General features: G+C 66.4%; 18 protein-coding genes and 4 tRNA genes. 13 read left to right on the top strand and 9 right to left on the bottom strand.

What is annotated here, in order from left to right; translation table 11 throughout:
- Positions 1 to 23: 23 nt before the first annotated feature.
- The 4 genes from ABLE68_RS07645 to mobA form a co-directional block, all read right to left on the bottom strand.
- Positions 24 to 548 carry a bacterial proteasome activator family protein gene (locus ABLE68_RS07645; RefSeq protein WP_348870717.1) on the bottom strand — a complete coding sequence of 175 codons (525 nt, stop codon included), beginning with the start codon at positions 546 to 548 and terminating at the stop codon, positions 24 to 26.
- A gap of 13 nt (positions 549 to 561) precedes the next feature.
- On the bottom strand, positions 562 to 1,539 hold the full coding sequence (locus ABLE68_RS07640) for an NAD(P)H-quinone oxidoreductase (RefSeq protein WP_348870716.1): 978 nt from the start codon (positions 1,537 to 1,539) through the stop codon (positions 562 to 564).
- Between the two features lie 114 nt (positions 1,540 to 1,653).
- Positions 1,654 to 1,977: a DUF6457 domain-containing protein gene (locus ABLE68_RS07635; protein ID WP_348870715.1), complete on the bottom strand. Its 324-nt coding sequence runs from the start codon at positions 1,975 to 1,977 to the stop codon at positions 1,654 to 1,656.
- A gap of 45 nt (positions 1,978 to 2,022) precedes the next feature.
- The gene (mobA, locus tag ABLE68_RS07630; protein WP_348870714.1) at positions 2,023 to 2,571 is read right to left on the bottom strand and encodes a molybdenum cofactor guanylyltransferase; all 549 of its coding nucleotides are present in this window, start codon (positions 2,569 to 2,571) and stop codon (positions 2,023 to 2,025) included.
- 18 nt (positions 2,572 to 2,589) lie between these two features.
- Here mobA and ABLE68_RS07625 point away from each other — a divergent pair, with 18 nt between their 5' ends.
- Genes ABLE68_RS07625 through ABLE68_RS07615 form a run of 3 tightly spaced genes read left to right on the top strand, consistent with a single transcriptional unit; the run spans position 2,590 to position 4,740 of the window.
- Complete coding sequence (locus tag ABLE68_RS07625; RefSeq protein ID WP_348870713.1) at positions 2,590 to 3,354, top strand: carbon-nitrogen hydrolase family protein; 765 nt, start codon at positions 2,590 to 2,592, stop codon at positions 3,352 to 3,354.
- Positions 3,355 to 3,365: 11 nt separating this feature from the next.
- On the top strand, positions 3,366 to 4,460 hold the full coding sequence (locus tag ABLE68_RS07620) for a hypothetical protein (RefSeq protein ID WP_348870712.1): 1,095 nt from the start codon (positions 3,366 to 3,368) through the stop codon (positions 4,458 to 4,460).
- A gap of 49 nt (positions 4,461 to 4,509) precedes the next feature.
- The gene (locus ABLE68_RS07615) at positions 4,510 to 4,740 is read left to right on the top strand and encodes a biotin/lipoyl-binding carrier protein (RefSeq protein WP_348870711.1); all 231 of its coding nucleotides are present in this window, start codon (positions 4,510 to 4,512) and stop codon (positions 4,738 to 4,740) included.
- A 110-nt stretch (positions 4,741 to 4,850) separates the two neighbouring features.
- Here the strand turns inward: ABLE68_RS07615 and ABLE68_RS07610 are convergent.
- Positions 4,851 to 4,935 (bottom strand) — tRNA-Ser (locus tag ABLE68_RS07610).
- Between the two features lie 45 nt (positions 4,936 to 4,980).
- A complete protein-coding gene (locus tag ABLE68_RS07605) occupies positions 4,981 to 5,364 on the bottom strand; it encodes a hypothetical protein (protein ID WP_348870710.1) in 384 nt (127 codons plus the stop codon).
- A 110-nt stretch (positions 5,365 to 5,474) separates the two neighbouring features.
- Between ABLE68_RS07605 and ABLE68_RS07600 the strand changes: the two genes are divergently transcribed.
- Both ABLE68_RS07600 and ABLE68_RS07595 read left to right on the top strand, forming a co-directional pair.
- On the top strand, positions 5,475 to 5,939 hold the full coding sequence (locus tag ABLE68_RS07600) for a hypothetical protein (protein WP_348870709.1): 465 nt from the start codon (positions 5,475 to 5,477) through the stop codon (positions 5,937 to 5,939).
- Between the two features lie 60 nt (positions 5,940 to 5,999).
- A tRNA-Ser gene (locus ABLE68_RS07595) sits at positions 6,000 to 6,093 on the top strand.
- A gap of 437 nt (positions 6,094 to 6,530) precedes the next feature.
- Here the strand turns inward: ABLE68_RS07595 and ABLE68_RS07590 are convergent.
- The 3 genes from ABLE68_RS07590 to ABLE68_RS07580 all read right to left on the bottom strand — a co-directional run bounded on the left by ABLE68_RS07590 (position 6,531) and on the right by ABLE68_RS07580 (position 10,296).
- Complete coding sequence (locus tag ABLE68_RS07590) at positions 6,531 to 7,559, bottom strand: TrmB family transcriptional regulator (RefSeq protein WP_348870708.1); 1,029 nt, start codon at positions 7,557 to 7,559, stop codon at positions 6,531 to 6,533.
- A 118-nt stretch (positions 7,560 to 7,677) separates the two neighbouring features.
- On the bottom strand, positions 7,678 to 9,519 hold the full coding sequence (locus ABLE68_RS07585; RefSeq protein WP_348870707.1) for a phosphoenolpyruvate carboxykinase (GTP): 1,842 nt from the start codon (positions 9,517 to 9,519) through the stop codon (positions 7,678 to 7,680).
- 240 nt (positions 9,520 to 9,759) lie between these two features.
- Positions 9,760 to 10,296: a hypothetical protein gene (locus ABLE68_RS07580; RefSeq protein ID WP_348870706.1), complete on the bottom strand. Its 537-nt coding sequence runs from the start codon at positions 10,294 to 10,296 to the stop codon at positions 9,760 to 9,762.
- 110 nt (positions 10,297 to 10,406) lie between these two features.
- On the opposite strand from ABLE68_RS07580, the gene ABLE68_RS07575 reads away from it, so the two are divergent.
- From ABLE68_RS07575 to ABLE68_RS07540, 8 genes are all read left to right on the top strand, one after another.
- Positions 10,407 to 10,479 (top strand) — tRNA-Arg (locus ABLE68_RS07575).
- 435 nt (positions 10,480 to 10,914) lie between these two features.
- Positions 10,915 to 12,351: a hypothetical protein gene (locus ABLE68_RS07570; protein WP_348870705.1), complete on the top strand. Its 1,437-nt coding sequence runs from the start codon at positions 10,915 to 10,917 to the stop codon at positions 12,349 to 12,351.
- A gap of 314 nt (positions 12,352 to 12,665) precedes the next feature.
- Positions 12,666 to 12,742: transfer RNA gene (locus ABLE68_RS07565), tRNA-OTHER, on the top strand.
- A gap of 1,441 nt (positions 12,743 to 14,183) precedes the next feature.
- Positions 14,184 to 15,686: an APC family permease gene (locus ABLE68_RS07560; RefSeq protein ID WP_348870704.1), complete on the top strand. Its 1,503-nt coding sequence runs from the start codon at positions 14,184 to 14,186 to the stop codon at positions 15,684 to 15,686.
- A 128-nt stretch (positions 15,687 to 15,814) separates the two neighbouring features.
- Positions 15,815 to 16,594 carry an SDR family oxidoreductase gene (locus ABLE68_RS07555; RefSeq protein ID WP_348873244.1) on the top strand — a complete coding sequence of 260 codons (780 nt, stop codon included), beginning with the start codon at positions 15,815 to 15,817 and terminating at the stop codon, positions 16,592 to 16,594.
- Positions 16,545 to 17,396 (top strand): glucose 1-dehydrogenase, encoded by an 852-nt coding sequence (locus ABLE68_RS07550; RefSeq protein ID WP_348870703.1) that lies wholly within the window; start codon positions 16,545 to 16,547, stop codon positions 17,394 to 17,396. The genes ABLE68_RS07555 and ABLE68_RS07550 overlap by 50 nt, the downstream gene beginning before the upstream one ends.
- A 348-nt stretch (positions 17,397 to 17,744) precedes the next feature.
- Complete coding sequence (locus ABLE68_RS07545; protein WP_348870702.1) at positions 17,745 to 18,578, top strand: inositol monophosphatase family protein; 834 nt, start codon at positions 17,745 to 17,747, stop codon at positions 18,576 to 18,578.
- Positions 18,579 to 18,728: 150 nt separating this feature from the next.
- A complete protein-coding gene (locus ABLE68_RS07540) occupies positions 18,729 to 19,520 on the top strand; it encodes a hypothetical protein (RefSeq protein WP_348870701.1) in 792 nt (263 codons plus the stop codon).
- Positions 19,521 to 19,528: the final 8 nt, after the last annotated feature.

The following is a 19,528-nucleotide window of genomic DNA, read 5'->3' as shown; positions in this document are numbered from 1 at the left end:
AAGCACATGAAGAGGCCGAGAAGTCAGAGGTACATCCCGCCGGACTCACCCGGTGTCTGGGGCGCCTGCTCGCCGGGTACGCCGCCCTCGGGCCCGGGCAGCGCCTGCGGGAGCCCGCGGCGCATCTGCTCGAACTGGGCGCGGGCGGCCATCTGCTGGGCGTACATCGTCGCCTGGATGCCGTGGAAGAGCCCCTCGAGCCAGCCGACCAGCTGGGCCTGGGCGATCCGCAGCTCGCCGTCCGACGGGGTGGCGTCCTCGGTGAAGGGCAGCGACAGCCGCTCGAGCTCCTCCACCAGCTCGGGCGCGAGGCCCGACTCGAGCTCCTTGATGGATGCCTGATGGATCTCCTTGAGCCGGATCCGGCTGGCGTCGTCGAGCGGCGCCGACCGCACCTCTTCGAGGAGCTGCCGGATCATGCTCCCGATCCGCATCACCTTCGCCGGCTGCTCGACCAGCTCGGTGACGGCCTGGTCGTCGTCCGCTGCCACCGGCTGACCGTCCGGCCCCACGACGACGACCTGCTGGTCCTGCTCCGACTCGCTCATGAATCCCACCGTATTAGACGGCGAGAAGGATCTTGCCTGTGTGCTCGCCCGACTCCATCAGCGCGTGAGCCTCGGCGACCCGGTCGAGGGGGAGTACGCCGTTGACCACCGGCTGCACCAGACCTTCGGCCACCAGCGGCCAGACGTGCTCGACCACCGAGGCGCAGATGGCGGACTTGCCCTCGACCGACCGGGACCGCAGCGCTGTGGCGATGACGGCCGCGCGCTTGCGCAGCAGCTTGTTGATGTCGAGCTCTGCCTTCGTGCCGCCCTGCATGCCGATGATCACCAGCCGGCCCTCGAGGCCGAGCGCGTCGATGTTGCGGTCGAGGTACTTCGCCCCCATGTTGTCGAGGATGACGTCGACACCGTGGCCGTCGGTCGCCTCGCGGGCGACCTCCACGAAGTCCTGGTCGCGGTAGTTGATGGTCACGTCGGCGCCGAGCGCCGCACAGGCGGCGAGCTTCTCCGCCGTACCCGCCGTGGTGATCACCCGCGCGCCGAGCTGGTGGGCGAGCTGGATCGCGAACGACCCGATGCCGCCGGCGCCGCCGTGGACCAGCAGCGTCTCCTGCGGCTTGAGCCCGGCCACCATGAAGACGTTCGACCACACCGTGCAGGCCACCTCCGGCAGCGCGGCGGCCTTGACCAGGTCGATCCCCTCGGGGATCGGCATCAGCTGCCCGGCCGGGACCGCGACCTTCGAGGCGTAGCCACCGCCCGCGAGCAGCGCGCACACCTGGTCACCCACGGACCAGCCCGTCACGCCCTCGCCGAGCGCTGCGACGGTGCCGCTGCACTCCATCCCGATCACCTCGGACGCGCCGGGCGGTGGCGGGTAGAAGCCCTGCCGCTGCAGCAGGTCGGCGCGGTTCAGGCCCGCGGCGGCGACGTCGAGGACGACCTCACCCGGCCCCGGCTCCGGGTCGGGCAGCTCGCCGACGGACAGGACTTCGGGGCCACCGGGCTCGGCGGCGATCACGGCACGCATGTCCGCCAGCGTATGAGGTGCCCCGGACTGAGCCTGCGAAGGCCGGGACTCAGCAGCCAGATCGAGTAGCCCCGCGGCCGAGGGACGAGGTCGCGACGGGCGTATCGAGATCTGTCACTCCTCGAAGGCCTCGCCCGTGTGGTCGACCGCGCTGTCGTCCGGTACGTCGTCCTCGATGTCGTCCGGGTCCGGGGCATCGGCCGGCCGGTCCCAGCCCTCGGCGAGCCGCTGCACCTTGGCCGCCAGCCGCTCGACGGTCTCGGGGTCGGCGTCGATGCTCCCGGCGGCGTACCCGAGCAGGTAGGTCGTGATCGGGGCGGCGGGCCGCACGACGCTGTGTGCGGCCACGCGGGCGAGGTCGAGCACCAGGCCTTCGTCCAGCTCGGCCTCGATGTCGAGGACGTCGCTCACCTCGTCGATCCAGTCGTGAAGGTTCACAGGCACCACGTTCCCCGGTAGAACCGGTGTGTCGCAAGACCTTTCTCAGAGGTCGCGCAGGTCGGCCCAGGTGTCGATGTCGCGGCCCTCGTCGCCCTCGGGCGCGATCTCGGCCAGGTCGAGGTCGGCGAGCAGGCTGCGCAGCGCCATCCCGTGCTGGGCCTCGAGATCGGGGCGGACGGCGTTGAGGCGGCGTACGTCGAGCACGCCCGCGAGCTGGCGTCGAGCGTCGGTGTCGGTGAGGAACGCCCCGTCGTGCCCCGCCGCCGCGTCGACGAGCCGGCGGAAGGTCCACGCGGTCACCCACGGCATGTCGACCGCGAGCACCTCGAGGGTCGCGGGCGTCCGCATCAGCGCGTCCCGCCCGGTCAGCAGCGCGGCCACCGGGCCGCCGTGCCGCGGGCTCTCGCGGGTGAAGGTCACCGGGCGGGTCGTCGGGACCGGGTCGCCGACCACGACCACCTCATCGGCGTCGACCAGGGCGTCGAGCGCGTGCTCGAGCAGGGTCCGACCGAGGTACTCCACCGACGCCTTGTCCGCCCCACCCATGCGGGACGCCTGCCCGCCGGCCAGGACGATCGCAGCAACAGACATGTGTGGCAGTCTCGCACCGTGGGGTTCCTGCGCGTCGCCGCCGTCCAGCACGCCTCCGGCCTCGAGCCGGCGGCCAACCGCGCACTCCTCGACGACCTCACGCCTCGTGACACCGACCTCGTGGTCTTCCCGGAGGCGTTCGCCCGCGACTTCGGCGAGGCGGGCTCCGACGTGAGTGCGTACGCCGAACCCGTCACCGGTCCGTTCGCGACCGAGCTCGGCCGGGTGGCCGCGGAGCGCGGGTCGACCCTGGTCGCGGGGACGTTCGAGCCCGGTGACGACCCCGACCGACCGTTCAACACCCTGGTCGTCCGCGGCGGCGCCGAGGCGTCGTACCGCAAGATCCACCTCTACGACTCCTTCGGCTACCGCGAGTCCGACCGACTCAGTGCCGGCGCGATCGAGCCGGTGCTCATCGAGGTCGCGGGCTTCACCGTCGGCCTGATGACCTGCTATGACCTCCGCTTCCCCGAGCTCGCCCGGGCGCTGGTCGACCGTGGCGCCGAGGTGCTGGTCGTCCCCGCGGCCTGGGTGGCCGGTCCCCGCAAGGTCGACCACTGGCGGACCCTGGTCCGGGCCCGGGCGATCGAGAACACCGTCTTCGTGGTGGCCGCCGGCCAGCCCGGCCCGCGCTACTCGGGCCACTCGCTGGTCGTCGACCCGCTCGGCGACGTGCTCGCCGAGGCCGCGGACGGACCCGCCGTGCTCACCGCCACCCTCGACCGCGACGTCCTCGAGCAGGCCCGCAGGACCAACCCCTCGCTGGCCAACCGACGTCTGTAACCTTCGTCCTCGTGTCCAGAGCCGCTCCACGTCGCCGCGCCGAGAAGGCGCCCGCGCGACGGAGCGAGAAGGCGAAGCCCGAGAAGCTGCCGAAGCCGGTCCGTTCGCGGCCCGAGGTCGGCCGGCTCGAGCGCCTGGCCGGCAGCCGCTGGCCGATCGTCGGTTCGGTGCTCGTGATCCTCGCCGGGCTGGCCGCCCTGGTCTCCTGCGTCCTCGAGCGCGGGCCGTCCTGGTTGTGCGGTGCCGGGGCGATCGCGGTCGCGACGGCGTACTCCTGGGCGCTCGCCGCTCGCACGGGTGGTCGCCCGGTCGTCGTCGGGACGTTGGCCCTGACGTTGGGACTGGTCGCCGTGATCAGCGACGACGACTCCCTCCGCACGGGCGCGGCGGTGCTCACCTGTGTGGTCTCGGCCGTCCTCGCCGTGATGGCGACGGTGCCGGCGGTGCGCTTCATCCACGCGGTCCGCGAGGTCGTGGTCGCGATGCTGATCGCGGCCGTGGGCGCGCTGGCGACGGTCGGCTTCGAGCCGGTCGTGACCGTGGCCCGCTTCGAGTACGTCACCCTCGCGCTGGCCTTCGTCGGGTCGTTCGCCCTCGTCTACCGCCTCGGCGCGGGCCTCCACGGCCTCGGCCGGCGCGGCGTCGTCGCGGTCCTGATCGGCACCGGTCTGCTGGCGCTGACGCTCGCGTACGCCGAGGTGCTGCGGCGCTACGGCACCCCGGCCCTGGTCTCCAACCTGCTCGACCTGGTCGTCTGGTCCCGCGACCACCTCGGCGCCTTCCCTCGCCCCCTCGAGACCGTGCTGGGCATCCCGGCGCTCGCCTGGGGCGTCCACATGCGGGCTCGTCGCCGGCAGGGTTGGTGGGCGTGCGCGTTCGGTGTGGCCGCCACGACCACGGTCGCCAACGCCCTGGTGAACCCGTCGGTCACCCTCACCGAGAGCACCCTCTCGGTCGTCTACGGCCTGGTGGTCGGTCTGGTCATCGGCTTCGTCGTGATCCGGGTCGACCTGGCCTTCACCGGCCCCCGGGGCCGACGTGGTCGCCGCGCCGAGGAGGCCACCGCGCTGCGGCCCGAGCCGCGCCGCACGCAGCCGCTGCTCTGACGACCGCCCGGGTTCCGGGGTACGCACGAGTAACGGCTAGGTTCGCTGCATGGCGCGCGAACAGGTGACGGAGATCGTGGCCGAGATGGTCGCCAACGTGATGATCGTGTCCGTCTCGCCCGGCGACCGGGTGGAGCAGGGCGACACCGTGGTGCTGCTCGAGTCGATGAAGATGGAGATCCCGGTCCTCGTCGAGGAGCCGGGCACCGTCCGCGCCATCAAGGTCGCTCCCGGCGACGTCGTCCAGGAGGGTGACGTGCTCGTGGAGATCCTGCACTAGTCGACGGGGTCTCGATACGCCGGTCGCGACCTCCTCCGTCGGTCGCGCGGCTACTCGACCTGGCTGCTGGTTCGGGGACACCCGAGCTCGCTCGGGTGTCCCCGGCAGCGCAGAGGGGGCGGGATTCGAACCCGCGGTAGGTCTCCCTACGACCGCTTTCAAGGCGGTTCCGATCGGCCACTCCGGCACCCCTCCGTGCCCCCACCCGAGGGTCTGGGACACGCAGAGTCTAAGGGGGCCCTACTCCGAGCCGCCGAGCTCCAGCTCGACGTCGTCGTAGGCCAGGTCGTTGACGCGCTGGACGTGACGAGCAACGTCGGCGAGGAGGCGGTCGAGCTCGACGCGTACGCCGTCGACGTCCGCGCTCTCGAGGACCTGTGGACCGAGGCTGCTCATCCGGGCGAGCAGGGCGTTGCGCTCGCGGAGCACGGTGCCCTCGCGGGCGGCGGTCCAGCCGTTGACCCCCGTGCCGGCCTCGGTGACCAGGGCGTCGCGCAGCCCCGCCATCCGTTGGCGGACCACCCAGCGCCAGTTGCCGAGGGGAGCTCCGGGTCGTCGAGAGGCCGCGAGAGCCTGCTGGAGGCCCTGCATTGCGGCCGGCATACCCGTGACGGTGACGGTCATGGCAACCTCCCGGCGGCCCGGAGCGGTGGGGGGACTTCGAGTGTCGCCCTCGGGGCAGTTCCCGACAACCCGCTGTGACCCACCAATCCGGTGTCTTGTTCAATCAACCCATGCCCCCTGCGTCTCCGTCCGACTACCGGCTCGCTCCGGCCGTCGGTGCTCGCGTCGTCGGCGGGATGCTGGTCGGTCTGGCAGCACTGCTGTTCGCGGCCACGGCGTTGGTCGCGGTGCTCGGGCTGCCGGTCGATGCGCTCGTCGTGCTCACCCTGGTGGGCGTGGTGGCGCTGTTCGTCGCCGGCTACGTGATCACCGCGCGGCTCGCGGTCGTCCACCTGGGCGCCGAGGGCTACCGGGTCCGCCTGGTCCGTGGGGCGGGGGTCAAGGCAGCAGCCTGGACCGAGGTCACCGAGGCGGTCACCGCCTCGCCCGGGGGTCTGCCCGTGGTGGTCCTCAAGCTCACCGACAGCCGCACGACCACGATCCCGGTGACGATCCTGGCGGCCGATCGCGAGGAGTTCGTCCGCGACCTGCAGGCCCACCTCAAGCGCGGCCAGGGCCTGCGACCCCTCTCCTGACACGCCCCACCCTGATTCGTCGCGGGCCGGGCGGTCCTAGTAGCCTGTCCTCGCTGTCGGGGAGGCGTCGCCTAGTCCGGTCTATGGCGCCCGCCTGCTAAGCGGGTTTGGGGCTACAACCCCATCGAGGGTTCAAATCCCTCCGCCTCCGCCAGTGGTACGACCCCTTCCGCGGTGCCCGCGGGAGGGGTCGTCCGTAATTCCGGGTGCAGAACTCTGCAATTTGCAGGATGTTGCAATGCACTTTTCTGAGGCAACGTTTCGCTCGGCGCACCGTAACCCCTCCCCCACACTTGTGTCACCGGGCCAACCGTGGGGCCCGAAAGCTTGAGTAAAGGTGGAGGGACATCATGAACATTGTGCGGAAGGTTGCGATCGCGACGACTGCAGCACTGCTGAGCTTCGGACTGCTCGGCATCTCGGCGCCGGCGCACGCCGACATGAGCTGGGGCACTTCTTACCGCAAGTGAGCTGACGCCCCAACGTTGAGGCGGGGACCAGACCCACCCCCCAGATTCTGGTCCGTGGCTACCCCCCAAGCTGCGCCTCGCGAAGACTGAGGGCGGCGATCCGATCATCGGATCGCCGCCCTCAGTCGTTGTCGGGGGTCTCCGAGTCCGAGGGGTCCGGCTGGTTCGACTGGTTCGCGTCGATCCGGCCGATCGTGTAGCCGAGCTGGAAGCGGGTCTCCGCGTCGAACTCGTCCTTGAGGTCCGCGACGTAGCCCGCATAGGTCCGGGGACTGACCCCGAGCCGCTTGGCCGAGACCGGGTCGGGGTGGCCCTCGACGAGCATCCGCATCGTCATCGCCCGCTGCTCGCCGGCGATGTGCTTGACCACCGACGCCTCCTGGCTGGTGAACGGGCGTGCCCGCTCCCAGGAGCGGGTGAACACGTCGACCAGGTAGGCGACGATCGTCGGCTCCTGGATCACCAGGGCCGTGGCCAGGTCCTCGGGTGACGGGATGACCGCCGTCCGTCGGTCGACCACGATCATCCGGTTGAAGAACTCGTCCTGGGTGCGGATCTCCGCTCCCAGCGGGCCGAGCGCGGCGACGTACTCCCGCGTGGCGGTGCTGCGTCGGGCGCTGTGCTGGTAGAGGGTGCGGATCCGGACGCCCTGCTCGAGCATCTTGCGCTCCATGTGCAGGGAGTCCTCGAGGCCTCGTCCGGTGTCGCGCCCGGTCTGGGGTTGCGCGGTGAGCACCTCCTCCTCGGCCTCGGGCCCGAGGGACTGGAGGTAGCTGCTGATCTCTGCGGCGCCGTGCAGGTAGCGGAACGGGCCGCGTTCAGTAGCACCGGGTGAGCGCCGCCAGACCTGGTTGAGCCCGGCGAACGCCTCGGCCCACCGTGAGGACTCCAGGAGGAGCTCGGCGCCCTGCTGGCTCAGCGGCGAGACCACACGCGCGTGGACGAGGCCGGGATCCTCCGCGACCCAGGTCGAACTCGCGGAGTCGAGACGGACCAGCCCCATCTGCCGCAGCTGCTCGAAGGCGTCGTGCAGGTCACCTCCGGGTTGGACCCGGGGGTCGCCGTCGACGAGACCACCGGAGGTGACGATCTCCTCGTAGAGCGCCGAGCCCGCACCCTCGAAGAGGGCGCGACTCGCAGCGTCCTGCATCCCCACAGTGTCCCTCCGCTCGATCCCCCTCCGGCTCGTGCATCCCGATAATCCCACAACGCACCAACAGAAAAGGCCCCGTCCGAGGTGGACGGGGCCTTCTCTGTCGGTGCTCAGGTCAGCTGGACTCGTTCTCCAGGGCCTCGGCGACCCGGCGGTGGGCCACCCAGATCTCCTCGGGCAGACGGTCGAACTGCTGGAGGTGCTCCTCGCGGAAGCCCATCTCCTGCTTCCAGCGGTCGACGTCGATCGTGAGCAGCTTCTCGAGGTCCTCGGGCCTGGTCTCCATGCCGGTGAGGACCAGCTCGTCCTCGGTCGGGAGGATGCCGACCGCGGTCTCGCGACCCTTGACCTCGCCGTTGCGCAGCTGGAGCAGCCACAGCAGCGGCCGCAGGTTGTCGCGGTAGCCGTGCCACAGGAAGTGGCCGTCCTCGGGGTCACGCTGGAACCAGTTGACGTGGGCGAAGATCGGCTGGTCCGTCGCCGCGCCCACGACCTTGAGGTAGTGAGCGGCGTAGTCGCCCTCGCCGTACGCCATGAACGGGCGGTTCGACATCGGGTCGTAGCGCAGCTGGCCCTCCACGCCCTCGGCCGCCGCGGTCGCCTCGGCGCCCAGGGTCAGGCCGTCGTAGACACCCTCGGCGAGGTCGGTGATCGCACGGATCAGCGGCTCACGGTCGCGGGTGCGGCCGCCGAAGATGATCGCGTCGATCGGCACGCCCTTGGCGGCGTTGTAGTCGGGCGCGATGTTCGGGACGTTGTCGAGCGTCGTGGTGAAACGGCTGTTCGGGTGCGCCCAGGGCAGCGTGTCGCCCTCCTCGCGCTCCGCGATCGGCGCGCCCTTCCAGTCGAGCCAGCCCGTCGGGTCGGCCGGCGGCTCGGGCGTGCGGCCCTCCCACCAGACCTCGCCGGTGGTCGGGTTGTAGGCGATGTTGGTGAAGATCGTCCCGGTGCCGTGGTCGACCGAGCCCAGTGCGGTCGGGTTGGTGACCTCGTTGGTGTCCTTGGCGACGCCGAAGACGCCGTACTCCGGGTTCATGCCGTAGAGGCGGCCGTCGGTCTCGTCCACCCAGAGCCACGCGATGTCGTCGCCGTAGAAGGACACGTGGTAGCGGTCGCCGAGGGCGTCCGGCGCCAGCATCATGGCCAGGTTGGTCTTGCCGGAGGCGCTCGGGAAGCCGCCACAGATGTGGTAGGTCTTCCCGGTCTCCTTGTCGTGGATCCCGATGAGCATGTACTGCTCCGCCAGGAACTTGCCCGACGCCCAGCCGTCGTACGCCGCCTGGCGCAGGCCGTGGGCGATCTTGCCGAGCAGCGCGTTGCCGCCGTACGACGACCCGTAGTGGAGGATCGTGCGCTCGTCGGCGACGGTCACGAAGTAGCGCTGGTCGTCCTCGGTGCCCTGACCGAGGTTCTCCAGGTCGCCGGTCACGTGCACCGCACGGACGAAGCTGTCCTGGTCCTCGAGGTCGTTGAGGAACTCGACGCCGACGCGCGACATCCGGATCATGTGCAGCACGACGGTGCGCGCATCGGTCAGCTCGACGCCGGCGGCCCAGGGCTCCAGCACGTTGCCGGGAGGCGACATCAGGTAGGGGATGACGTACATCGTCTTGCCCGCGGAGGCGCCACGCATCCGGTCGTGGAGGAGGGGCTTCATCTCCGAGGCGGGGCGCCAGTTGTTGTAGACGCCCTTGTCCTTCGGGTCGCTCGTGGCCACGATCGTGCGCTCCTCGGAGCGCGCCGTGTCCTTGTGGTAGCTGCGGGAGTAGTAGCGCCCCTCGCCGGCGGCTTCGAGCTCGCCTGCCTCGAGGGCTTCCTGGATCAGTCGCGCGTCGTCGGCCGCCGTGACGACCTCGATCCGCTCTGCGCCGGTGAGGTCCGCGTAGAAGCGGACGTACTCCCGGACCTTCTGGTTGGTGAGTCCTGCGGCATCCAGGGCCGCGTCAACGTCTGCCATCTGGCTGTTTCCCTCTCGCGCATTCGCGGACGTCGCCTCAACTGCCTGGCGTCGCCGGCCATCGAGCGTGTCGATGGTGTGTCGTGGAGTTGCTGTGTGGATCGCTCGGCACCGTTGGCGGCGACTTGTGGAACCGGCCCGGGAACGACGCGGACGGTGCGTCGGGCCTCGGGTTGGGGCGACAGTACCCCCGTAGTTTGGGGGCGACACATTGGATCGTTCAACGCTTCGTGCGTCGCGTCACACCGCGCCAAATGCGTCCACGATCGCCCACGCTTCGGCCTTTTCGAGACCTAAGAAATCGGCGCGTTTCCCCTGTATTTCTTGGGGATTCGCGACCGCGAGCACCTGCTGGTCGTCGGCGTTCCTCGCCATCACCAGGACGACCCCGCCGAGGCCGGCCGCGCTGTCGCGTGCCGCCTCCACGGCACGCTGGGTCGACCCGTCGAAGCGCACCGTCGTGGTCCACGACGTGTGGTCGGTCGACGGCGCGGTGAGTGCTTCGACGACCGTCGCGCTCGCGCGTTCGCCGAGCATCCGGAAGGACTCGGTGCCGTCGGGTGAGCAGCCGTGGTCGTCGTCGGGGGTGCACCGGCCGTCCGACACCTCGCGCAGCGCGGGCACCAGCGTCACCGCGAGGTCGCCCTCGAAGTGCGGGAGGTCCGGGTACGCCGCGATGCTGGTCGGGGTGTCGGGCTGACTATCCTCGCTGGCGCCGGTGCAGCCCGCGAGGGTCAGCGCCCCGAGGATGCACGCGGTGGGGACGAGTCGGAACACCCGCCCGATCCTCCCCGCCGACGTCCGAGCCGTCGAGGGTTTGCACTGATTTCGGCAACCGCTCGCCGTTCGGCTATCCTCGTCCAGTCGTTCACCACGGTGCTCGACATGCGCCTGTAGCTCAACGGATAGAGCATCTGACTACGGATCAGAAGGTTTGGGGTTCGAATCCCTACAGGCGCGCAAGACAAGGAAACCGCCGGCCAGTTCGCTGACCTGCGGTTTCCTGCTTTCAGCACGGACTCGCATCCAAAATGGGCTGCCGCTCGAGGGCCGCGACCATGCAGGCTTGGACACACCTTGGACACAGTCCTTCACCGCGGAGCGCCGGGAGCGACGGCTCGCTGAAGCCGCTCCACGCGTCGAATTACAGGTTTCTCCTAGTTCTGTCGATGCAGTACGCATGGTCGAGAACGACGTCACTGCGCGGACTGGCGATGAGCCCCTGATCGATATCAGGGACCTCGCTGCTTGGTTGGGTGTGTCTGACCACGCGGTGCGCAAGTGGGTCCAGGCTGGACCGGCTTCCGGGACAGTGCCCAGGATGCTGCGGGTCAACGGGCAGATCCGGTTTCGACCGAGCGACGTACGCATCTGGCTCGAGACCAAGGAAGTCGCATGAGCGCGTGGGGTGTATACGGCGTGCAGGGGCGATTGCCAGACGGCACGCACGCGGGGGCCGGAGATCGGCGGGCAAAGGCTTGGTTCGTCCGGTGGAGGGTTGATGGCAGGGAGCGTCGACGGACGTTCCGTCAGAAGGGTTACGCGAAGACCTTCCATGATGAGTTGACGAAGGCGAAGCTTCTCGCCTGGGAAGCTGATGATCGAGGTTGGCCGATCGACCCAGCTCGTGCGGTGCGGCCCGGGACTCAGCCCGTAATCATCTCCTCCACGTTCGAGACGTACGTGAACCGCACCTGGTGGCCCACGGTCGAGTCCACCTTTGACGACAAGAACCGACTCGGCCACCGGCGCAACGCACGCTTGGCGGTCGAGTTGTTGCGTTACGCAGCAGACGATCCAAGGCTCTGTGACAAGCATCCGGGGGACTCGATAGCCCTTGCGGACCTCGTGGCAGACGATCTTCGGTTGGCCTTAGTTCGGCGCCGCACCATCAATGGTCGGACGGCAGCCGTCAATAATCGGCGTATTGCAGCCGCGATCACGACGGACACAGATGTCGCGGAGGTTGAGCTCGACCCCGAGGTTGCGTCCACGGCGACCGTGCGGGCCTTCCACATCACGGTGGGAATGATCGTGAAGGCCGCAATGGCCAGCGGACACGTCACGGGGACTCCGCTGGAAGGGCTGGCGAGTCTGGCGCCGAAGCCCAAACCGGGCAGAGTCTCAACCCGTCTGGTCCCGACCATGGATGAGGTCTTTGACCTGGCTGACGCGATCTCCCAGTTGGGTCCACTGATGAACGACGGTCGACCGAGCGGCGAGCGATTCCGTAGCCTGATCCTGGTTGCCGGGACACTCGGACCTCGCCCCGGCGAAATGGTGGCCCACCGTCCCGAGTGGCTCATCTGGGACGAACCGTCTCGCGCCCTGTTCCGCAAGACCGAGGCCGCCGTATACGACACCCAAACCGGGCTGCGTGGTCGGCGAATCCGGAACCTCAAGCATCGGGAGGACGACGAATATCGCGAGGTCCCGATGGTTCCGGAGATCGCAACGGCACTGCGAGATCATCTCGAACGGGGGTATGCGGCCACCGACCGAACGTGGACTAGCCCGACAGGGCGTGGACACCTCGATTGGGGCAACCTCACCACGACGTACTGGCGACCAGCCCTTGAGCGGGTCTTCGCAGGTACAGCGAAGGCTGAACTGCTGACCGCTTCACCGAAGATCCTTCGCAAGGCAGCCATCACGTGGTGGCTCGCTGGCGGCATCAGCCAGACTTTGGCGGCCGAATGGGCCGGCCACTCGGAGGAGGTCAGCCAGCTCTACTACGCGAGCCGCACATCATCGACCTACCACCACGAAGTGACGCTGCTCTCCGACATGCTGGATCGACCCGGAAATTCGAACTGCCGGGGGTCGGCATGACGACCAGCGAGGACTGTGTGCGGGCGTGAAGCTGCCGATGAATGGCGAGCTGAGCAAATGCAGATTACTTCGGCGCCGGACCCCTGATGACGCCGAAGGTCCGTCCCCCTCTTGCGAGTCGCACGCCGCGGGCGTCGAAGACCCAAGTGGCCCGGACCACGCCGAGGCGCTCCGGGATGCAACGCGTCAAGAGGGGGGCGCATCGATATCGCGCCTGATCTGAACGGGGCCAACGCTCGATGTGAGGGCGGATTCCACCTTCACTTCGACCCTGCACCAACGGCCCTGTAGCTCATGAGCACAACAGAGCGCAGGCTGCTACTTCGCTCGGCGACCTCAGTGTTCACTCGCAATGAGAAGGTCATCAGTTCGATTCTGATGGGCGGCTCCATCAGAGAGTTCCTGACCTGCGGAAACCCAAGACGATCGCCTCGTTGTCCCTCGGGATCTTCGTCGCGGTCCCGAGAAAGTCCCGCAAAACCTCTGATTACGGATCCAAGTTGGTGGGATCAGCCGCCTAGCAGAAGAGCTTCCGCCTGCTCCCGACGGCCGTCGCGACACTGGACGCGGGTAACGGCCGATCGCGGCTGCTCGCGAGACAGAACGATCCGAGACCTGCTCGACATCATCAGCGAGTGGGAGGACGGATCCGAAGCGTCCCCAACTTCCGAGTCGCCTCCTACGAGCAACCACGCGGATGTGCGGCTGCGTACTACCTCGAGGCAAACCCCCTGGTCCTGCTCGCACATACGGCCGACGAGTCCAATTAGCCCGCATAGAAGTCCATTGTCATCAGGATCGCCCCTGCGTTGACCCCGGCGCTGCGCCCAAGAGCGAATCGGGAACGATCACGTATGCGACTGGTGCTGAGGACACCAAGTGGGCTCCGGAGCCTGTGGTCCTTTCGTGAGACGCGGGCGTCCGTCGAAGCGCTCTCGTTGGTGCTAGAAGACACTGAAGACGTCGATCGGCCTGGCGCCCCTCGAGGGCGGAGTCTCTGGCCGTCGACCTGAGGAAGCCGAACGTGAGTTGTGCGTCGTTCAGGTGCGAGAACTGCGCCTGGACGAACGGGGCGCCTTCCGTCCACGACGCGCGTCATCGCACCGAGGTACTTGAAGCCCGTACTAGAGGCACAAGTCTCCCTTCTACGTGCGGGGAAGCGGGCGATAGGTGACACGGGCACCCTGCGCTGCATCGCAAAGAGCCGTTCAGTCCGGTCTCTGTAGGCACGGGAAGTTCTGACCGCAGTCGAATGGGTTCTTGGCCGTGGCGACGATGCCGGCCATGGGCGCGGGTGGCCTGGCGCTCGTTCGGCGAGTCGCTCTCCAAGTCAGTGCTTCGCCCACGTCAACCGTCAACCGTCAACCGTTCTGCCGGAACTCCGTGACTTCAGATCTACCTCCACGACATGGAATCAAGACCGGAAGCCGAGGCCGCTTCCTCTGGCCGCCCAGCCTTCGCCCGGCGTCCTCGTGAGCTGAATCGCATTCCAAGCGATGGGTTTGAGTCGGTGTGCTTAGGCTGCGGCCCGCCGTAAAACTAACCGGGAACGACAGCGCAGATCCGTACTCCGGGAACTCAGCCCTCCCGGCGAGGCCATACTCAAAACCAAGTGCAACGCGTCCGAATATAACATCGTCTAACTGTTCGGTGTCCTCGCCTGGCCTTACTCTCACTTCGACTCCGCGCTTGATAAAGGAACGGTCACCGCAAAGGCATATTTCGCAACCTGCTCCCGGGTTGTCGGGTTGATCGTTCTTTCCGGCCCGAGCGTCGACCTTCGACAAAGCGCATCTGATCTACCCATGCCAAGCCATGACTGATAGGTATCCATGAACTCCAACACCAACGCAGAGACCCGGTCGGCTGATCGGCAGCTGCGGAAAACTCTCACGTGGCGCGACGGGGTCGGAATGTCGATGACCATTCCAGCGTCCCTCTTCAGCACGTTCGGGTACTTGCTCGGCGTCGTGAACGCGTGGACATCGATCGCGATCTGGATCGTCGGCCTGTCCATCGCATTCCTGCAAAACAAGCTGTTCGCCGAGATGGCTGGAATGTTTCCCCAGGATTCGGGCGGCATTTCCCGGTACGCAATGGAGGGCTGGAAACGGTATTTCGCGCCGTTGGGCGCGGTCGCCGCCTTCGGCTACTGGTTGGGATGGTCCCTGTCGATCTCTGTTGCAGCCGTTCTTTTCGGGGAACTTGTCACGGCGACGTGGTTTCCAGATAGCGGTATTCAGTTCTCCGTCTTCGGAAACGATTTGGGCCTACCGCATATCCTGGCGGCCGTCGCGATGATTTCTGCTTGGGCAATCAATTACTTTGGGGTCAAGCTGAGCGGGCAGGTGTTGAAATTTCTGGGATTCTTCCTGCTTCTCGGGCTCGGGCTGATCACACTCGCCTGCCTCGTAAGTCCTAATGCTGACTGGGACCCCGCTCGCCTCAATTGGGGATATGCCGGGGATTGGCGGACGATCGTAGTCGTCTTTTACGCAACCGCTTGGTCATCTTATGGCACTGAGATCGCTGCTTCCTTTGCTCCAGAATACAAGAACACGACACGCGACACAGCGCGGGCTCTTCGTTACTCAACGCTGGTTATGATCGTGATCTTCTTCCTCGTCCCCCTTGCTGTCACGGGCAGTATCGGAGAACAGACGATCGCAGCGAATCCAGTTACATATATGGTCGTCGCATTGGATCAGAGTCTCGGTGGGGCGGCATGGGTCGGTACAACGATCATTGCAATATCGCTCCTTGTCGCGATGATCTCCTGCACCGCGGATGGGGGCCGAGCGCTTTACGGTCTGGCGCAAGAGGGGATGACCATCAAGCAACTGGACTGGCTGAACCGCTGGGGCGTCCCTGGACGGTCGCTCACGATTGACGTCGTCTTGAACGTCACCATCATGATGCTGGTGGGGGCCCCCGTGAGCATTCTCCTCGCGAGCAACTTCGGCTACTTGGTGTCGATCATCTTGGCCATCTCGGCGTTCGTCCTTCTCCGCAAAGACCGCCCCGAATGGCCTCGACCCATCCGGCTGAAGAACCACTGGGTATGGGTCGCGCTGGCTCTCACGGTCGTCAACATCGGAGTCGTTGCTGTCGGGTTCACCAATCCTGCTCTGCTCGGCTACGGCGGCACGCGCGAGTCTGTGGTGGCCGTCTGCATCCTTTTGGTGTCAGTGGCGTTGTTCGCATATCGACGTGTCGTTCAAGATCGCCTGCCGATGGATTGGCGGGTCCAGGCGGCCGTGCTTCCGGAGCCGGAAGAGGCTGCTGCACTTGCCGTCGAGATGGCAGACGTCGCGACTGGTCGAAAAATGAAGTGATCGCCCTCCCGGGACCTCCAGCCCTGGACCGGGAGGACTGCTGCAGAGCTGTCCAGTCGGATCTGACTGCCCCGTCGCATTAGGTAGCACTCGAATTCGAGAAAGGGAGGCCAAGATCCGTGGACACGATGGCAGGAACTGTTGCTATTGTCTCGGGTGCCGCATCGCCAAGAGGAATAGGGCGGGCCACTGCGGAGCTCCTCGTTTCGCGTGGAGCTAAGGTCATCATTGCCGACGTGCTTGATGACTTGGGTAAGGCCCTGGCGTCCCAGCTGGGAGACAATGCCCACTTTATCCACTTGGATGTCACGCGCGAGGGCGATTGGGCCGACCTGCTCGCGCGTGCAAGTAGTTACTTCGGCGACCCAAATGCTCTGGTGAACTGCGCTGGGATCGATACCGACGGCACGATTGAGAGCACGACGCTCAAGGAGTATGGCCAAGTTGTGGCCGTTTGTCAGACCGGAATTTGGTTGGGGATTCGTACGCTAGCGCCAGCTCTGAGAGCGGCCGGCGGCGGCTCAATCGTGAACATCTCCTCAGTCGCGGGCGCAGTAGGTCAGGCGTCCTTGGGTTCCTACACGGCGGCTAAGTGGGCCGTGCGCGGAATCACTCGGCAGGCGGCGACAGAGTTGGCCGATGACAATATTCGAGTCAATGCAGTCCTGCCAGGATTTATCGACACCATGATGGGAGGGAAGGGAGCCGGGTTGCGGGAGAAGCTGCGCTCCACCAAGAGCGCTTGCGGCGCGTCCGTACCGATGGGGCGCGTCGGCGAAGCGTCGGAGGTCGCGAAGTTGATTGCCTTTCTCATTTCCGATGAAAGCAGCTATTGCACGGGCGCCGACTTTGTAGTCGATGGTGGCCTTCTCGCCGGCCCCCTTGCTGAAGCCGCAGACTGGTCCTGACGTGGTGTCGACGATGGAAGGCCCTCGAGGCCCAGGCAGGGTGGCTGGGAAGATCGCTCTTGTTACCGGGGGGACGCAGGGCCTGGGTTACTCAGTAGCGTCGCTGCTAGCCCTTGAGGGCGCTCACGTGATCGTCGCGGACCTCGGCGATGCTGCCGGCGACACTGCGGTTCGATCGATTCGGAAAAACTCGGGCAATGCGTCTTTCTCCCGGCTCGATGTGCGAGATGAAGAGCAGTGGGTCGCTCTTATCGATGATATTACGCAGTCCTACGGTTCCTTGGATGTACTGGTAAACAATGCGGGCGTATCTCTGCAACGCAATGTCGTGGATACGACACTCGATGAATGGCGGCATGTCCTTTCGACCAATCTCGAGGGTACGTTCCTTGGTTTGAAGCACGGAATTGGCGCTATAGCTCGATCGGGCGGAGGCTCGATCATCAATTTGTCCTCGGTGGATGGCATCGTCGCGAGTCCTGACTTGGCCGCATACTGTGCGAGCAAAGGCGGGGTGCGCCTGTTGAGCAAATCGGCTGCCCTATATTGTGGGAGCGTCCGGAATGGCGTTCGGGTTAACTCCGTGCACCCGTCCTTTATTCTTGGCCCCCTCACAGACACATATCTTCGCGGTCAAGACGACCCTGAGGCTGCCATGCACGCAATGGAACAAGCGCACCCGATCGGGCGGCTAGGCCAGCCCGCCGACGTGGCCTACGGGGTGCTTTACCTGGCGTCAGATGAGGCGAGCTGGGTGACCGGGTCGGAGTTGGTCATCGATGGCGGCTGGACTGCCGCGTAGCGCAGGGGGAAGCCGACCAGCGACAGCCTCGCGGGTTCCTTCGAGCACCTCGCTCGTCGTCGATCAGATAGCTTCGATCTCGCTGCCGTTCGGGTGCGCCCACCGAGCACTGCAGCCCGATGTGACCAAGCACGAGCCGGGAGGGGCCGCGGGCGCCGCCGCCCGTTGACCGAGACGACGTCGTGGGTCGAGTTCACTATTCTAAAGCCGACATCGTGCAGATTACGTGGCACTAATACCCCCTACGGCGACATATTCGATCGCGCCAAGGAGGTCCGCTGTTCAGTTGCGAGTATGCGCCACGGGCGCTACTCGTGAGATCGCGCACCTCGACGCTAAGGTCAGCGGGTGAAACGCCGAGCCCGGACGTCAAACTCCGTCGCGGTACCCGATGTCGAATCGGTCGCTCATGCACTGAGGTCCGCAGCCGAGCAAATCCTCCGACCCCGATTTCGTAGCCTGGAAGTTGATGACATATGGGAAAAGGCGCCTGGCGAGATCGTTACCATCGCCGATCAAGAATGTGAGGCGTATCTCGGCTCGCAACTAGTTGCCCTTATGCCTGGAAGCGTGGTGCTCGGGGAGGAAGCAACTTCTGAGAACCCCGCCATTCTCGACCGTCTCACCGCTCAGCAACCGGCGTGGCTCCTCGATCCGCTTGATGGCACCAGTGCGTTTGCGGCCGGGTCCTCCGATTACGCCGTGATGGCTGCACTCGTGGTGCGGAAGCAGGTGGTGCTCGCAGTCATTCACCACCCTGAGCACGACCGCACCTACGCGGCCGAACTCGGGGCCGGTGCGTACGAGATCTGTACGGGCACCCGCCTCAGCGTTCCCGCCAGGACCGGCGCGCTTGAGGGCGCGGTGATGACCAGATTCTTGCCGCCGCAACTGAGAGCAACAATCCAGGAGAATGAGTTCCGATACGGGACGCTGCAACCACGTACGGCGGCCGCCGGATTCGAATACCCCGCCATCGCTTGCGGTGACCGGGACTTCATGCTGTATTGGCGCACTCTTCCGTGGGATCACGCGCCGGGGGCCCTGATACTTTCTGAGGCTGGCGGTGTCGCGGCTCACCTCGACGGGTCGTCGTACGTTCCAACCAAACAGCGTGAGGGACTCCTCATCGCGGTCAATCGCGAGCGGTGGTGCTCCGCAAAGGAGGCGCTGCACCTCTGACACGCTGCGAGTCGTGCACTCGGCCTCTGGTGTGCCGACGCCCGCGACGAGCGCCACAAACTGGAGGGACCTCGAGTGGCGAACCCTCGACCGCAATCACCACGACCGGTCCGGAGAGCGCTGGGTACGGTTCCGCGCTAGCATTCGAATGTGGACGAGCCGCGCCGCGCCGCGCAGACGCGACTTCTCGCAATCTCGGTCGGTCTTGACGTCGAGACGGAACTACTAGGCATGTTCGGCGCTCCGGCGCCCGCTTCGATACTGTACGACGCTGACGCGCTAGATCCGCATCATGCCGTATCTGGACTGGTCAGGAAGCGACTCGGGCGTGTGCTGAACGAGACTCAGGTGTTGACCAACTCCGCGCTTAACGACGGAGAGTATGACCTTCTTCGCGAGCGCAAGCTCCTCGGTGCACGGGTCGAGGACAACGTGACCGCGGCAGCAGGTGCTCTACACATAGTGCTGTCGCATTCCGCTGCCGACCTCGCGGCTCGCGTTGCAGCAGCAGAATTCTTGGGAGTGCGTTCCGGAGGAGAAGGCGCGCTTTCATACTCGGCACCCGCCGAAGAGGTCGTCACTCTCAGAGCGACGCTTGATTCGGTACCTGATCCGGGTTTGGCGCTGCTGGCCGCCCGCCTGTCGAGCGTCTCCCCCCTGCTGGCGCGGGTTGCCCCTAGTGCTGCAAGTCAGAGTGTCGATGGGTCCGCGTACGTCGCAGATCTCGCGACCGCTTTAGCGGACGCGGTGACTATTTCCTTCAAGTTGCTGCACCACGCGCTCATCATGTTCGCCGCATCCTGCGGTTTCGAGAATCTTGAATCTTCGCGAGCTTGGGCCATCGTGAACGTGACTCGTCGCCTTGAAGAACAGGGCGAGATGGGCGGCGTAGTCGCCGTCAAAATTGGACCGGTCCAGGCAGAGGACACCGGCACGGCCTGAGGATGGCC

Origin of the sequence: Nocardioides pollutisoli, from assembly GCF_040045055.1 — a bacterium.
GTDB lineage: Bacteria > Actinomycetota > Actinomycetes > Propionibacteriales > Nocardioidaceae > Nocardioides > Nocardioides tweenelious.
Note: the sequence above shows the minus strand (reverse complement) of the source record. Positions and strands in the feature narration are given on the sequence as shown.

Excerpts from the sequence above, each read along its gene's own strand:
- ABLE68_RS07645 (WP_348870717.1), bottom strand. The coding sequence starts at position 548 with ATGAGCGAGTCGGAGCAGGACCAGCAGGTCGTCGTCGTGGGGCCGGAC.
- ABLE68_RS07640 (WP_348870716.1), bottom strand. The coding sequence starts at position 1,539 with ATGCGTGCCGTGATCGCCGCCGAGCCCGGTGGCCCCGAAGTCCTGTCC.
- mobA (WP_348870714.1), bottom strand. The coding sequence starts at position 2,571 with ATGTCTGTTGCTGCGATCGTCCTGGCCGGCGGGCAGGCGTCCCGCATG.
- ABLE68_RS07615 (WP_348870711.1), top strand. The coding sequence starts at position 4,510 with ATGGCGCGCGAACAGGTGACGGAGATCGTGGCCGAGATGGTCGCCAAC.
- ABLE68_RS07605 (WP_348870710.1), bottom strand. The coding sequence starts at position 5,364 with ATGACCGTCACCGTCACGGGTATGCCGGCCGCAATGCAGGGCCTCCAG.
- ABLE68_RS07600 (WP_348870709.1), top strand. The coding sequence starts at position 5,475 with ATGCCCCCTGCGTCTCCGTCCGACTACCGGCTCGCTCCGGCCGTCGGT.
- ABLE68_RS07590 (WP_348870708.1), bottom strand. The coding sequence starts at position 7,559 with ATGCAGGACGCTGCGAGTCGCGCCCTCTTCGAGGGTGCGGGCTCGGCG.
- ABLE68_RS07585 (WP_348870707.1), bottom strand. The coding sequence starts at position 9,519 with ATGGCAGACGTTGACGCGGCCCTGGATGCCGCAGGACTCACCAACCAG.
- ABLE68_RS07570 (WP_348870705.1), top strand. The coding sequence starts at position 10,915 with ATGAGCGCGTGGGGTGTATACGGCGTGCAGGGGCGATTGCCAGACGGC.
- ABLE68_RS07560 (WP_348870704.1), top strand. The coding sequence starts at position 14,184 with ATGAACTCCAACACCAACGCAGAGACCCGGTCGGCTGATCGGCAGCTG.
- ABLE68_RS07555 (WP_348873244.1), top strand. The coding sequence starts at position 15,815 with ATGGCAGGAACTGTTGCTATTGTCTCGGGTGCCGCATCGCCAAGAGGA.
- ABLE68_RS07550 (WP_348870703.1), top strand. The coding sequence starts at position 16,545 with ATGGTGGCCTTCTCGCCGGCCCCCTTGCTGAAGCCGCAGACTGGTCCT.